Source organism: Rhodoluna sp. (genome assembly GCF_044232805.1).
Classification (GTDB): Bacteria; Actinomycetota; Actinomycetes; order Actinomycetales; family Microbacteriaceae; genus Rhodoluna.
The window spans coordinates 1-14,450 of the sequence record NZ_JBIILG010000028.1 but is presented as its reverse complement, the minus strand read 5'-3'; the positions used below and the strand labels follow the sequence as shown (position 1 = coordinate 14,450).

General features: G+C 49.2%; 11 protein-coding genes. 6 read left to right on the top strand and 5 right to left on the bottom strand.

The window, feature by feature from the left end; translation table 11 throughout:
- The coding region (locus AC9UES_RS04820; protein ID WP_509527161.1) for an aminopeptidase P N-terminal domain-containing protein at nucleotides 1-743 on the bottom strand (743 nt) is incomplete at its 3' end.
- A gap of 70 nt (nucleotides 744-813) precedes the next feature.
- Between AC9UES_RS04820 and AC9UES_RS04815 the strand changes: the two genes are divergently transcribed.
- Nucleotides 814-1,698 carry a PHP domain-containing protein gene (locus AC9UES_RS04815; protein WP_509527160.1) on the top strand — a complete coding sequence of 295 codons (885 nt, stop codon included), beginning with the start codon at nucleotides 814-816 and terminating at the stop codon, nucleotides 1,696-1,698.
- Here the strand turns inward: AC9UES_RS04815 and AC9UES_RS04810 are convergent.
- The gene (locus tag AC9UES_RS04810; protein WP_509527159.1) at nucleotides 1,695-3,044 is read right to left on the bottom strand and encodes a DEAD/DEAH box helicase; all 1,350 of its coding nucleotides are present in this window, start codon (nucleotides 3,042-3,044) and stop codon (nucleotides 1,695-1,697) included. The genes AC9UES_RS04815 and AC9UES_RS04810 overlap by 4 nt on opposite strands.
- Nucleotides 3,045-3,108: 64 nt before the next feature.
- Here AC9UES_RS04810 and AC9UES_RS04805 point away from each other — a divergent pair, with 64 nt between their 5' ends.
- Nucleotides 3,109-3,882, top strand: coding sequence for a ferritin-like fold-containing protein (locus tag AC9UES_RS04805; protein ID WP_509527158.1), 774 nt, complete (start codon nucleotides 3,109-3,111; stop codon nucleotides 3,880-3,882).
- Here AC9UES_RS04805 and AC9UES_RS04800 read toward each other — a convergent pair.
- Nucleotides 3,871-4,152, bottom strand: a complete 282-nt coding sequence (locus tag AC9UES_RS04800) for a hypothetical protein (protein WP_509527157.1) — start codon at nucleotides 4,150-4,152, stop codon at nucleotides 3,871-3,873. The genes AC9UES_RS04805 and AC9UES_RS04800 overlap by 12 nt on opposite strands.
- Nucleotides 4,152-4,376, bottom strand: coding sequence for a DUF3107 domain-containing protein (locus AC9UES_RS04795; protein WP_509527156.1), 225 nt, complete (start codon nucleotides 4,374-4,376; stop codon nucleotides 4,152-4,154). Before AC9UES_RS04795 ends, AC9UES_RS04800 begins: the two co-directional genes overlap by 1 nt.
- A gap of 54 nt (nucleotides 4,377-4,430) precedes the next feature.
- Between AC9UES_RS04795 and AC9UES_RS04790 the strand changes: the two genes are divergently transcribed.
- The gene (locus AC9UES_RS04790; protein ID WP_509527155.1) at nucleotides 4,431-7,577 is read left to right on the top strand and encodes a PD-(D/E)XK nuclease family protein; all 3,147 of its coding nucleotides are present in this window, start codon (nucleotides 4,431-4,433) and stop codon (nucleotides 7,575-7,577) included.
- Nucleotides 7,567-10,689 carry an ATP-dependent helicase gene (locus tag AC9UES_RS04785; protein ID WP_509527154.1) on the top strand — a complete coding sequence of 1,041 codons (3,123 nt, stop codon included), beginning with the start codon at nucleotides 7,567-7,569 and terminating at the stop codon, nucleotides 10,687-10,689. The genes AC9UES_RS04790 and AC9UES_RS04785 overlap by 11 nt, the downstream gene beginning before the upstream one ends.
- Here AC9UES_RS04785 and AC9UES_RS04780 read toward each other — a convergent pair.
- Nucleotides 10,686-11,702, bottom strand: coding sequence for a phosphotransferase (locus AC9UES_RS04780; protein WP_509527153.1), 1,017 nt, complete (start codon nucleotides 11,700-11,702; stop codon nucleotides 10,686-10,688). The two genes, AC9UES_RS04785 and AC9UES_RS04780, sit on opposite strands and share 4 nt — an antisense overlap.
- A gap of 56 nt (nucleotides 11,703-11,758) precedes the next feature.
- Between AC9UES_RS04780 and nudC the strand changes: the two genes are divergently transcribed.
- Both nudC and AC9UES_RS04770 read left to right on the top strand, forming a co-directional pair.
- Nucleotides 11,759-12,718: an NAD(+) diphosphatase gene (gene nudC / locus AC9UES_RS04775; RefSeq protein ID WP_509527152.1), complete on the top strand. Its 960-nt coding sequence runs from the start codon at nucleotides 11,759-11,761 to the stop codon at nucleotides 12,716-12,718.
- A complete protein-coding gene (locus tag AC9UES_RS04770; RefSeq protein WP_509527151.1) occupies nucleotides 12,705-14,393 on the top strand; it encodes an ATP-dependent helicase in 1,689 nt (562 codons plus the stop codon). The genes nudC and AC9UES_RS04770 overlap by 14 nt, the downstream gene beginning before the upstream one ends.
- Nucleotides 14,394-14,450: the final 57 nt, after the last annotated feature.

Below are 14,450 nucleotides of genomic sequence, written 5' to 3'. Positions count from 1 at the left end.
ATAGTTTCGTAACCTAGGTCGTTACCTTCAAGTCTGGCTCTTGCAAAAAATGCCGTTTCGATGATTCTTTCGCCGCGCGGGTTCTTGGCAGCTTTTGGCAGAGCTTTCACAATGTCCTCGAAACCTCGGATCGAGCTAGCAACGGCTTGACGCATTTGGTCGATCTCATAGGAGTCTTTGACAAGCCTCAGCTCAGAAACATACTGAGCCAGATCGCTGTCTTCAAGAGATATGGCCTTTTTCTTATCTAGGTAAGCACTCAGTTCATTTAGATCGCGAGTTTCGATCTTTAGTAGCGCAGACACATCCTGCAGAGTTGGTCTTGCTCCTACCCAGAATTCACCGATAGCGGGGTTAGCGAAGAACTCGTTGGAGTCTTTGCCAGCTGTTGGGCGCAAAAACAGAATCTGAGCTGATTGTTTAGCGTCGATAACAAGCACAGAGTCTGGAACGGTTTGCGAGCCCCAACCGGTTAGATGCGCGAAAGCTGCGTGTGGTCGATAGCGATACTCGGTGTCGTTGGATCTGGTCTTGGGTGCACCAGCTTCGATCACAACAAGTTGATTGGTAAACGCTGCAGCGACCAGGTCGCGTCTGGCCTTTGCAAAATCAGCAGCAGGGCTTTGAGATATGGCCTTGTTGGAACTTTCCTGCCAGCCGCTTGAAATGTAATCAAGAAACTCTTTGCTGTTTGGGGTTCTGGAACGGTTTGTTCCAGTGCTCTCTTTTTTATCGCTAGCCATTGAACTATTGTGTCATTCCAGCGCTGTCTTGGGCGTTGGGTAGTGTTGAGCTAACAGAACAGGGATTTTCATGGTCAAAATAGACCTCCATACGCACTCAACTAGATCCGATGGACTAGATACCCCCAGCCAGCTAGTTACCAATGCCGCTAAAGCCGGCATCAACGTCTTGGCCTTGACCGATCACGACACCGTCTCGGGCTGGGATGAGGCTAGATCCAAAGCCCTAGAACTTGGGCTTGGTTTTGTTCCAGGAATCGAAGTAACTAGCGTTTCCGACATCGAAAGATTTGGCCGCACGATTCGAATTAGCGTTCACCTACTTGCCTACTTACCTGACCCAAACCATGAAGCGCTTGCGTTGGTACTAGGCGACACCGTTGCCACCCGCGAGGCAAGAGCTCGGGCCATTGTCGACAAGCTCGCCACGGAAATGCCAATTACCTGGGAGATGGTTTTGGACCACCTAGATAAAGGTGCAACCATTGGGCGCCCCGCAATTGCGGACACCCTGGTCACGATGAAAAAAGTTTCCGATAGAAGTGAAGCGTTTGATTACTACTTGGCTTCTGATGGACCGTTCTATGTTTCGCACTCGGCGGTCTCCACCGTTGAGGCAATTGAACTAATCGGGATGGCCGGGGGAGTATCAGTAATTGCTCACCCACTAAAAGGCGTTGGGCCAGACACTAGCCCAGAAGATCTACCACTGGATCATTTTGAGCAAATGATTCAACGAGGCTTAGCCGGAATTGAGGTTTATCACCGCGATGTTCCAGAAGCCGCCAGATCGTGGTTGCTTGATTTGGCTTCCAAGCATGATCTTGTTGTTACCGGTTCGAGCGATTATCACGGCGTTGCCGGAAAGCCGAATCAGTTGGGTGAGAACACCACAAGTCAAGAAATGTTAGATCGAATCGTGAAGCTTGGAACTGGAACTAAAGCTTCGCTTTAGCTATTTCCACCGCGGGTGCGATTCCGTGTTCTATTGGCAGTTGCTGCAGGACGATCAGGTCTTTTCTCACCGGAGCGCTCAGGTTTAGAGTCAGATCCTCTTGAAGGCCTAGAGCCTTTTTGTCCCTGCGGCCTGGAAGACTTCGGAACTTCAACTCTGGTGCTCGCCTTGAGTCTTCCCTTGGTGCCAGCAGGAATGTTCAGGTCCACAAAAAGGTGCTCAGAGCTTGAGTAAGTTTCGGTTGGATCTGGCTGGCCAAACTTTAGCTCTATGTTGATGTGGGTCCAGCGAGCAAGATCTTCCCAGTCCACAAATGTGACGGCAATTCCCAATCTTCCTGCACGACCGGTTCTTCCAACGCGGTGCAGGTAGGCCTTTTCATCTTCTGGTACTGAGTAGTTAATAACATGTGTCACATCGTCAACGTCAATTCCGCGGGCTGCGACCTCGGTAGCGACCAGGATGTCTTTTTTGCCGGAGCGGAAATTGGCCATCGATTTCTCTCGGGCTTCTTGGGACATGTCTCCGTGTAAGGCGCTTGCATTGAACCCTCTGTCAATTAGCTCATCGGCTAATTTGGCAGCCTGGCGCTTGGTGCGGCAGAAGATGATCGTCTTGCCGCGGCCTTCGGCCTGCAGAATTCTTCCAACTACCTCATCTTTGTCGAGCGCGTGTGCCCGGTAGACAAACTGCTTGATGTCGGCTTTGGTTAGCCCTTCATCAGGGTCGTTGACCCTTATGTGCACCGGCTTGTTTTGATATCTACGAGCCAAAGAAACGATTGCTCCTGGCATTGTGGCTGAAAACAGCATGGTCTGACGTGACTCTGGGGTGTAAGCGAAGAGCTTTTCAACATCAGGCAAGAATCCAAGATCTAGCATTTCGTCGGCTTCGTCTAGCACCATGAACTGGATGTGTTTTAGGTCAAGCTTTTTTTGCTTCGACAAGTCAATTAGACGTCCAGGAGTTCCAACAATGATCTGCGCTCCGGCATCGATTTCCGCAATTTGTCCTTCGTACGCTTTTCCGCCATAGATTGCGGCAACGGTAGTAGAGCGATTGGAGCAAGCGTGCTTTAGATCTTCTGCAACTTGAATGGCTAATTCTCTAGTTGGAACAACGACAAGTGCTTTGGCACCTTTTTCTGGATTCAGTCCGAGGGACTGAATAAGAGGTAGGCCAAAGCCTAAGGTCTTGCCGGTACCAGTTTTGGCTTGGCCAATAATGTCCTGTCCAGTTAGGGCAAGCGGTATGGCCTGCTCCTGGATTGGAAAGGGACTCGTGATTCCTCGGCCCTCGAGGGCCTGATAGATATCTTGATCGATACCTAAGTCTTTGAAAGTCAAATTGCTCCTATATATGCTCTTCTTACTCTACTTGCCAAGGCGCTATCCCGTTTATGCTTGAAAGGTGTTTGAGTGGTTGAGATCCTTACGGAAAAAAGTCGGCAAGCTTGTTTTGCCTGATCGCGAAGAGCGCTCCGCTAGAAACAAGAACAAAATCAATCTCAAGCCATACACGCCAGAACCTAAGGCATACCTTGGTCAGCTAGCGTACTTGTTACTTTCGAATTTTGAAATTCTTACCAATGAGCTCAAATACGCTCCCACCACTCAATACAAAGCTGAGCTCAGTGAAGCTGCAGCCAAGAGTTTTGAAAAATACCGCACAGTTTCAAAAAAGCTGTCCGGCTTGGGTGTTGATGTGACCGACTCAATGGATCCTTTCACTGAGCGAATCGATACTTTTCACTCCAGAACCTCCGGGGTGGATTGGTACGAAGCCATCATCAAGGTCTATCTAGTTTCTGGACTGCTTGATGATTTCTATAAGAGATTGGCTGTTGGCCTGAACTCGGAACTTCGCGATTCGGTCGAGAAAGCCCTTTCCGATAAGACCTTCGAAAAATTCGCTCAGAAAGTTATTACAGAGGGCAAGGCCATGAACCCCGAGCTTGACTCGAGGCTGGCTCTTTGGGGCAGACGCCTTATGGGAGATGTATTGCTGGAAGTTAGGGCAGCTTTTGATAATCGAAAGCTTGCCGGAATTGATAAGAGCGCCAGCTTGAGTGCTGAGCAAGAAAGAAAAGTAAACCTTGAGTCTTACTCCAAGATTGAGCCTCTGATCAGCGAGATGATTGCGGCTCACTCGCTGAGAATGGATTCAATCGGTCTAGCTGCCTAAAAGGGTCAGCTGATCTTTCTTTTCTCTTCTTGATTCCAGAAACTTTGGACCAAAATACATAGCTACTGGCATAGCTACCATAACGATGGACCAGATCCATGCATCGGTATAACCAAAGCCAAGGACAGTAAGAAGTATCCAAAGAAAAGAACCGGTTGCTAAAGCAATTGCTGTTGGCACAAAAGAACCATATCGATCAGATCTGATGTTCACAGCTGGTGCCACCAGAGCCAAAACAGCTGCGTAAAAAACAATGAATAGAAACTCCATTAGGCGATGAACCCAACCCTTCTAGCTTCCTCCGCACCAAGCTCAAGATAGGTAATTGACTTGGTTGGGATCAAAAATACGTTGCCCTTGGAATCGGTCAAGCTGATCAGCTTGGCATCGGTATCCATCGCAGAACGAACTGAAGCCTCCAACTCCTTAGCGCTAGCGGAGGTGTCGAAGCTGAGTTCGCGAGCTGAGTCTTTGATGCCGATTTTGATGTCCATGACCAACCTTTCTACTACTAGATTACGGCAGGAAAACTGTGGGCTAGACATCTATTGTCAGAAGGCTCGGGTATCTTGATTGATATGACCCAACCGAAGTTTGTGCCCCTTTCGCACATTGACTCGGTCAGGGACCTTTCTCTTGATAACACCCAGCTCCAAGCGGTGAACTTGCCCGCCGAAGCGGTAGTTACCGTTATTGGCTCTCCGGGCTCAGGAAAAACAAGCTGCCTCAAAGCTCGCTTTTTGCATCTAGTTGATAAAGGCGCCAAGCCAGAACAAGTGGTTGTGATTGCTCAAACTAGAGACAGCGCGAATTTGTATCGCGATCAGTTAGCACTCGAATTACAAAGCGCAACCGCTGGCCCGGTTGCCAAGACTCTAACCAGCATGGCTTTTTCGATACTGGTCGATAAAGCGCGCAAATCAATTGCTCCAAAGCCAACCTTGCTAAGCGGTAGCGAACAAGATGCCATGCTGCAAGAAATAATCAAAAATCTAGACCCTGAAATTTGGCCTAAGCAATTAGATGCCACGGTTAGATCGCTTACTGGTTTTAGAACCGAACTTCGAGATCTAATTGCTGTTGCCATTGAGCACGGCATAACGGCTGCCAAATTAGCCGAGTTGGCAAAAGATCAGAATGTTACCCAGTGGCAAGCAGCCGGCATCGTTTTTGAGCAGTACCTCGAGCTACAAAACTCAGTTCAATTACAAAGGTACGATTCGGCGTCTTTGCTTCGAGAAGCTGCCCTCGTAGTTGCAAGTGCGACAGATCTTCCAGAATCGATTAGCTCAATCAAGACCTTGCTAATTGATGATGCCCAAGAGCTAACTCCAGCTGCTGCCGAGTTTATCTACGCCCTTACTCAAAAAGGAGCAGGGGTTAGTTTCTTTGGAGACCCCGATGTCGCAACCCTTAGTTTTAGGGTCGCTAATCCAAAAGCGATGATCTTGCTTGCCGAGCGGATTGCAACTTCGAAGTCCGTTAAGCCTGAGACTATTTATTTGGAGCCAAAACACGTTGTTCGGCCGGCTGAGATTTCTTTAGCTTTGGCTAAAGTCAGCTCCCAAATTGAAGTTGCTAGAGCTGGAAGACAGCGCAAAGGCCTCACGGCCTCAAGTAAGCAGCAAGTAGCTGGTGAGGCACTTGCAGCCAAAGTCTTTCGCTCGCGCACCGATGAACTTGCCTATGTTGCGGGGGTCCTTAGGAGAAGACACCTGTTTGATGGAATCGCCTGGTCGGATATGGCGGTTATTGCAAGAAGCAGGCCAGAACTTGATTCACTAGCCCTGGTTTTGAGTTCTCATTCGGTTCCGGTTCGAGTAACTGGAACTGCCACTGCCTTGAAATCAGATCATGCCGCAGGAGTGCTGCTGCAGCTAGCAGCGGTTTGTCTAACTGATGAGCCAATGACCTTTGCCCAAGCCGAGCAATTGCTTCTGTCTGAATTCTGCGGGCTGGATGCGCTATCGCTTCTTCGACTCAAGCGATCGCTTCGCAGAGCCCATGAAGACTTAGAAGAATCTAGTGACGCGATATTACTTGCAGCAATTTCTGAACCGGCCCTGATTGCTTCAGTTAGATCACAAGAGGCTCATAAGTTGGAAAAATTCATCGGGCTAATTCACGAAACCAGAGCTTTAGCCAAGGAGCCAGAGTCAACTACCGAGGCAGCGCTTTGGAATCTTATTTCTGGCACATCATTGATGGATCGCTGGGTTGTGGCCTCACGTGGGGTGTCTGAGTTAGCAATGCAAGCGGGAAAGAATCTTGATTCAGTTATGGCGCTTTTTGCAGCTGCTGCTAGATTCACTGAGCGCAATCCAGACAGTAGTCCACTTGATTTTGTGTTAGACCAACTTGCGCGCGAGATTCCAGAAGATAGCTTGGCGCTAAATAACTACTCCGGCGAATACGTTTCGTTGTTGACTCCTTCTGGATTGATTGGCAGAGCTTTCGACACTGTTGTCTTGCCTGGTCTTATCGAGGGAGTTTGGCCCAATCTAAAGCCCAGGTCCTCGCTTCTGGGCGCCCAAGCACTAGATGCTTTGGCTAGCGGTGAGATCGAAAACACTTCGGAACTAACCAAGTCAGAACTATCTGGTGAGCTTCGTATGTTCAATAAGGCCATAGGTGCGGCAAGATCCAAAGTGCTGGTTACTGCAACCGATCAGGAAGAACAGCAGATCTCGCAGTTCGTGACACTGGTAAATGGCAGCATCCCGGAAACCGAAAGCGCAATCCCAAGATCTCTAACCCTGCGCTCACTAGCGGGGGACATGCGTCGCGAATTAGCTAGCGGATCGGGGGATAGCGTCGAGCTTGCGATGGGACTTGCCAGGTTAGCCTCGGCCAATGTTCCAGGAACTGACCCGTCGAGTTGGTACGGCTTATTGCCAATTTCCACCGAGGAGCCACTCACAGATCTAGCTAATGACTTGGTTCGGGTTAGACCTTCTCAGCTTGATAGTTATCTAAAGTGCCCGCTGCACTGGTTCTTGCAAAACCATGGCGGACGGACAGACTCCTTCTCGGCTTCCCTTGGAACTTTGGTTCATGAAGTATTCGAGCTCAGCAGATCTTCTGACAGGGCTGAATTACAAGCTCTTACCGACTCACGCTGGCACAGTCTCGAATTTGAAGCTGACTGGTTAGAAGATCTTGGTAAACGACGTGCCAATAAGATGCTTGCAAACTTGGCTAGCTATTTGAAGCAGTTCGAAGATCAGGGTTCAGTTGTTTTAGGCAGGGAGCAAAACTTCCGCTTCGAGTTTGATCACGTAAGGGTGCAGGGTCAGGTGGATCGAATCGAACAACATGAAAATGGCACCATCATGATTGTTGATCTAAAGACCAGTAACCAAGCTCCTTCTGAAGCTGACACCGCATCAAACCCACAGCTCGCGCTATACCAAATGGCCCTTTTAGAAGCCGGCTTCGAAGAGATTGGCAAGATCAATGAAGATCAGCTAGCCGGAGCAAAGCTACTAATTGTCGGCGGAGACAGCTACACCGAACGTTCACAACCGGGAATGAACCAAGAAACCTCAGCAAATTTTAAGAAGTTGCTTCTGGAAACAACTAAGGGAATGGCACAGCAAGTTTTTGTCGCGCAGCTTTCTAACCACTGCGATGCGGACCGCGAATACGGAACATGCAAGCTGCACTTGACCAGGGCGGTGTCCTATGTTGGCTAAGTACTCGGCGGCTGAGATTTTCAAGGTAGTAAAAGGTAGGGAGCTTTCCCAAGAGAAAATAGACGCCATCGAACAAGCTGAGCTTGATTCGCCAAGCCTGGTTGTTGCTGGAGCGGGAAGTGGTAAGACTGAACTACTTGCCGTGAGGGTTCTTTGGCTTGTGGCAAACGGTTTTGCACGGCCAGAGCAGATTCTGGGACTTACCTTCACAAAAAAAGCGGCTACCGAGTTATCAAAGAGAATCTACGAATCGCTATTGAAGCTTCGTGATTCGAGCTTCTGGCCAGAGGATCTGGAATTTGATTTTCAAGCTCCTACTATCTCTACCTACAACGCCTTTGCCAACCAGGTCTTTCGCGACAACGCCCTAGCGCTGGGCTACGAATCAGATGCCACGCTGATTAGCGAAGCAACTGCGTTTCAGTTGGCCCGTGAGGTCTGCGTTCGTTTTGGATCGGATGTCTCTGGAACACTGAGCGATCTGGAGCTAAACATCGATTCATTGGTTGAAAAAGTTATCGAATTAGCCAGAGCCCTAAATGACAACGGGCAAACCGCAGGCAACCTACAAAGTGAAATTGCGCGAACTGTGGATCACATCGCAAGGCTTCCAAAAAAAGCCGGTGAAGAGGTTAGTTCTAGATTTGCTTATGTCGACACCATTGTTGAGGAGCTAAAACCGGCTCCCTTGATTGCAGAACTGGCCGAGATTTTCCAGAAGGAAAAGAAACTGCGATCCATGGTTGACTACTCCGACCAGGTGGCACTGGCTCTTCGGGCGGTTACCGAGTTTCCAGATGCTGCAACCAGTATTCGCGAGAACTTTAGCCAGGTAATGCTCGATGAATATCAAGACACTTCGGTGCTACAAACAAGGTTGTTAGCAACCTTGTTTGCACAAAGATCAGTGTTCGCGGTGGGAGATCCGAACCAGTCCATCTATGGTTGGCGCGGAGCAAGTGCATCAAACCTGGACGAGTTCGGTAGTGATTTTGGAGCTGCCAAGAACTTTAGCCTTAGAACCAGCTGGCGTAACCCTATTCATGTTCTGGAAAAAGCTAATGAGATCTCTGCGCCCCTTGCCAAGCAGGCAAGCTTTGAAACTCCAAAGCCCTTGGAGCAGCGAGTGCTTCCTGTAAAACTTGAGGCCATGCCTGACGCGCCTAACGGTGAAGTGCAGGTTAACTTTTTAGAAACCATCGAGCAAGAAGCGCAAGAAATTGCAGAGTGGTTCAAGCCCGAGCTGGCTAAAGGTTCTAGCTGTGCGGTGTTGATGCGCAAGCGCTCGGCTATGGCTCTATTTGTTGAGACGCTGCAGTCCAATGGCATTGAAGTAGAGGTAGTTGGACTCGGCGGACTACTTGAACTTCCAGAAATTGTTGATCTGGTATCAGCTTTGAAGGTAATTCAGCGCGTGGATGCCGGAAGTGAACTAATCAGGCTTCTTACGGGGGCTAGATGGCGCATCGGGGCTAAGGACATCGATCGACTCTTTGTTATTGGAAGAAAGCTATCTGGTCCAAGACAAGAAGGTGTCTTCCGCCAAGAGCTCACAATTGTTGAAGCTCTCGACGAGGTAACTAGCGAGAGCCTTGATCTACTGTCTGAGTTCTCCGCAGAGTCGCTCAGACGATTACGTGACGCGGCGGTACTGTTTAGAAACCTTCGATCGGCAACATCACTACCTTTGGCCGACTTTGTTCGCGTGGTTGCCGAAGAGCTTTGGTTGGATATCGAGCTTCGAGCAAACCCAAAGCTTAAAAACCCAATGGCGCAGCTCGAGTCCTTCTATGAAACTGTTGCAGGCTTTGGCCAAGCTAGCGCCGCTTCACAACTTGGTGCGTTTTTGAACTGGTTGGACTATGCAGCAAAGCGAGAAAGATTTGAACTACCAAAGTCCAACCCAGCAGCTGGTGTGGTGCAAGTTCTCACGGTCCACGCGGCTAAAGGTTTGGAGTGGGACTATGTTGCTGTTCCAAATCTTGTGGAAGATGATTTTCCTAGCAAACCGCGATCAATTTCGGGCTGGCTTTCTGGAGCGGAGCTACCGTATCCGCTTCGAGGAGATGCCAGATCATTGCCGGTGTTTGACTATGAGGCAACTAGAACACAGAATGATATCAAAGCAGCCAAGGACCAGTTCCGCGCAGACAACAAAGAACACCAACTTCGCGAAGAGTATCGCCTCATTTATGTTGCAATTACGAGAACCAAGCAAGCACTGCTACTAACCGGTTCCTACTGGAAACCAGGAAACACGGGATCGAGAAAACCCTCGCGCTTTCTAGAGCAGTTAGCCGGTGAAGGTTTTGAGTTTCCGGAAATTAACAGCCAAGCAAATCCTCTGGACCTGGAACCAAAAACAGCCAACTGGCCACTTGATCCCGTGGGTGAAAAATACGGGGCAGTACTGAAGCAAGCGGCCGAGAGAGTTCAGCAGGCAACTAAGCAGTTAGCTAATGAAGCGAGTGATCCAAAACCAAGCAGCGTGCAAGAAGAAATTGACTTGCTACTGAAAGAACAAGACGATCGAATTGCACGTTTATCGGTTGTGGACCTGCCGGTTCGAATACCAGCATCCAGATTCAAAGAGTTCGTCAAGAATCTTGACGGCATTGCTGCCAAGTACCTAAGGCCCACCCCGTCAAAGCCTTACCGCGCAACTCGAATCGGAACTCAGTTTCACTCTTGGGTCGAGGACTTTTTGGTAGCTGAAATTGACCAGACAAGTTCTACCGCGGTCAGCGAACTGGCAGAGATATTCAAAAACTCTAGGTTTACAAACCTCAAGGATTCGGAAATTGAGTTAGAAATCAACTTGACCCAAGGCGTGAACACTTTTGTTTGCAAGCTAGACGCGGTTTTCAAAGTTGGGTCCCGCTATGAAATCGTGGACTGGAAAACTGGCTCCCCTCCAGAATCTAAGGAGCAAGAGCAGGAAATGATCTTGCAGTTGGCGCTTTATCGGTTTGCTTACTCAAAGCTTCGAAATGTGCCGGTTGACCAAATTGATGTTTGTTTCTATTTTGTGGCTGACAACACTGAGCTAAGACCTGATGCAGTTCCGGAGCCGGCAGAGCTGATGAAGCTTTGGGAGAAGCTATTTAGCTAGAACAGTTCGTTGTTTTTGACTGGGTTAGAGGTTGCTTCTTGGGCTCGCCGTTGCTGAGCAATCTCGGTAGCTAGCGGGGCAGCGGCAATCCGTTCTGCTTTTCCTGATTCGACTTCTTCGGTTAGCACCAAAAGCATTCCGACAGCGTCTTCGATGATCTCTTGGCTGCCCTGTGAGTAACCGTGCAATAACCATCTGGCAAGTTCTAGTTCGCTATACAAAAGTGCCCGTGACCATAGGTTTACATCGGATCCAGGTCTAGCTTCGAAGTAACGAGCCACCAAGTTCCTGGCGAGCTCGGTTGTTGCTCCACCCAATACCCAGGCAAGGTCTTCGGCTGGATCAGAAATTCTAAGTCCGCTCCAGTGCAGAACGCCGGATACTTTGCCATCAAGTTCTAGAACACTGTGACCGTTGATTGCACCGTGCACCACGGTCGGCTGGTAGCGGAACATGCTGGAATCTTCCAAAGCAGTTTCCCAGCGCTGCAACAGAATTGGCGGAACTTTGCCTGTTTGGGCAGCGCGGTCCAATTCCATGATGCGGTATTTCAGGTTTTGCTGGGGGTCAAGTTCTGGGAATCCAGATTTTTGCACCAATTCGTGTGGCAGGTTGTGAATTGCGGCTATGGCAAAGGCAATGCTGGCTGTCAATCCAGAAATTGCATCTACCCGAGATAGCTCAATTGAATTGCCATAAACAAAGTCAAAAACCAGGGCGCGCTCGCCGTCAGAGTCCTTGGTGTCTCCAACCAGTTGTCCAATTTGAAAAGGAAGATTTTGTCGCACTAGGGATGAAAAGCACTTTAGGGCTCTAATCTCGGCTTCAAGTTCTGTGCCTGCGGTTGGGCTATTTGCCATCCGAACCACGAAGTGTTCGCCGCTCTTGGCGGTTAGTAGCGCTGCATCAAAAGCACCTGATTGTCCAGCGTCCAAGTGCTTCACCTGTGCGAAGTCAAACTGCGGAACTGCGTCTTTAGCCAGTGCCGCTAAAATCAAGGGTGATCTAGCCATAAATTTAGGTTAGACAACATTGCCCAATCTATTCAGTATCGCCACGCGAGGATAAAGTGACCGAAATCAAGCTCCCACCCCTTGCTCGCTGGGAGCTCGATAGAGACTACTTATCTAGGTCAAAACCTGAGCTATTCGATGAGCTCTGGAGTTTCGAGACCACCCGCGTACTTGCGATGCATGCCGGCAAGGTTCTCCTAAGAGCTGGCTCTGAAACACCAAAACTAAATCTCATGCCAGTGGATCAAGTTCCCACAGCAAACCTCCGGGTCTACCTGGGAAAAACAACTTCGGCAACCTCGTTAGAGTCCAACGGGGCCGCAATTGTTCTGGCAATTGTTAACGAGAACTCCGCGAACCAAATTGAACCAGATAGTTCTAAATGGATTGGACTTAGAAGCCTCGGCGCAGAGCTAACTGATCGAGATGCTGGATTGTTTACTCAAGCATTGGCGCTTTATAACTGGCATGAAACCAATCAGCACTGTCCAAAGTGTGGGACACCGACAGTTATCGAACAGGGCGGCTGGGCCAGGCGCTGTTTTAAAGACAACAATGAAATCTTTCCGCGCACCGATCCAGCGATTATTGTTGCGATCACCGATCAGCAAGATCGAATCTTGCTTGGATCTCAAGGCACCTGGGAGCACAATCGGTGGTCTGTTCTTGCTGGCTTTGTTGAGGCCGGGGAGTCTTTAGAAGCTGCTGTAGTTCGAGAGCTGAAAGAGGAGTGCGGCCTGGAGGTATTTGACATCCAGTATCTCTATTCACAGAGTTGGCCGTTTCCGCAGTCACTAATGCTGGGCTTCAACGCCAAAGCCGACTCAAGCATTGAGTTATTACCCGATGGCGAAGAAATAGTGAAATTGCGTTGGTTCTCCAAGGCGGAAATAGCAGCGGAGGCAAAATCACTTTTGCTACCAAGTGATTCAACAATTTCTAGATCTCTAATAGAGCTTTGGTACGGTTCCCCAATTGATTCAGCGGCTGAAGAAGCAAAAAATGGCCAACAGTAGCGCGGAGCAGGTTCTAGAGGGGCTAGATCCGAATCAAAAAGTTGCCGCTCAATCGTTAGTTGGCCCAACTGTGATTTTGGCCGGTGCTGGAACTGGAAAAACTAGAACAATCACCCACCGGATTGCCTATGGAATTGCCACTGGGCACTTCGCTGCCAATCGCGTGCTCGCACTTACCTATACCAATCGCGCAGCGGGGGAGTTGCGAGCAAGACTTCGGCAGCTTGGTGTCGGAGCTGTTTCGGTAAGAACTTTTCACGCCGCAGCACTTGCTCAGTTGGAATACTTTTGGCCACAGCTCGTTGGAGTTCCAGCACCTTCAATTCTTGACTCCAAGGCAAAACTCATTGGTCAAGTTGCCAAGGCCATGTCAATCAATTTAGACCAAGCGGCCCTTAGAGATCTGGCGAGTGAGATTGAGTGGCGCAAGTATTCGATGCTTTCGATGCATGAGTACGCGCTGCTAGCTGATTCCAGGGCTCAGGTAGCAGGGCTTAGCTTTGCGAAGAATCTTGAAATTCAGCAAGGCTACGAACAAGAGAAGATTCGGATGCAGCGTCTTGATTGGGAAGATGTTTTGATTTTGACCCTTGGGCTACTAAAAGCAGAACCTAGAGCCCTGTCTCATGTTCAAAGTCAATATCGCTTTTTCACAGTAGATGAGTATCAAGACATTTCTCCTTTGCAGCACGCCCTGTTAGATCAGTGGCTTGGCTCTCACGCCGAGCTTTGTGTGGTGGGCGATCCGAACCAGACTATTTATTCGTTTACTGGCGCCAGCAGTGAATTTCTTCGCAGCTTCCCAGATCGATTCCCGGGAGCGACGGTTGTGGATCTGATCACAAATTATCGTTCCAGTAAACAAATTGTCGCCTTTGCTAATCGACTAACCAGCGATTCATTGCTGGGCGGCGATCTCGAAGCAGCAGGTGGTGCGGGCACAGTCCCAACAATCGATAGCTTTGATTCCACCATCGCCCAAGCAAAAGAAGTTGCAAAAGCCATTAACGAAGCGATCCAAGCTGGAGTTTCAAGAAGCGACATTGCTGTGTTGTATCGAATTAACAGTCAGTCTGAAGAGTTAGAAAGAGCGCTTGATGATTTAGGTATTGCTTATCAACTAAGAGGAGGCGAGCGATTTTTTGCTAGACCGGAAATACGGACAGCGGTTCAGCTGATTCGAGCTGAAGCACTTTCGCCCTCTGGTAAACCACTGGACCACGCAGTAAGTGACATTGTTCGATCTCTAGGTTGGCAACAGCAAAAACCGACGCAGCAAGGCGCTGTTGCAACTAAGTGGGAAGCACTGAATGCGCTGTTATCCATGGTCGATGAACTACCAGAAGGATCAGGCATTAAGGACTTCGCTCTGGAGTTAGCCGATCGTGCACACTCACAGCATGAGCCAACCCAGGAAGCAGTTACCTTGTCAACCATTCACGCGGCCAAGGGATTGGAGTGGCCAATGGTTTTCATAATTGGTCTAAACGAGGGTTACTTACCAATTACCTACGCGAAGACAGACGCCGCAATTCAAGAAGAGAAAAGACTTCTTTATGTGGGGATTACCAGAGCCAAGGCTCAACTGAGATTGTCATTCGTGAATCAAGATAAGGGAAGAGACCGCTCAGTTTCGAGGTTCATTGCCTTGTTGCAATCGGGTCTAGCCCAGTAAGTCCCTAAGCGCCGCATCAATTTCGTCATCTGGGCTTTGCTTCAGGGCCCGTTCAAT

Bases quoted from the DNA above. Each gene is read 5' to 3' on its own strand.
- AC9UES_RS04800 (WP_509527157.1), bottom strand. From the start codon at position 4,152: ATGGAGTTTCTATTCATTGTTTTTTACGCAGCTGTTTTGGCTCTGGTG.
- AC9UES_RS04815 (WP_509527160.1), top strand. From the start codon at position 814: ATGGTCAAAATAGACCTCCATACGCACTCAACTAGATCCGATGGACTA.
- AC9UES_RS04785 (WP_509527154.1), top strand. From the start codon at position 7,567: ATGTTGGCTAAGTACTCGGCGGCTGAGATTTTCAAGGTAGTAAAAGGT.
- AC9UES_RS04795 (WP_509527156.1), bottom strand. From the start codon at position 4,376: ATGGACATCAAAATCGGCATCAAAGACTCAGCTCGCGAACTCAGCTTC.
- AC9UES_RS04780 (WP_509527153.1), bottom strand. From the start codon at position 11,702: ATGGCTAGATCACCCTTGATTTTAGCGGCACTGGCTAAAGACGCAGTT.
- AC9UES_RS04770 (WP_509527151.1), top strand. From the start codon at position 12,705: ATGGCCAACAGTAGCGCGGAGCAGGTTCTAGAGGGGCTAGATCCGAAT.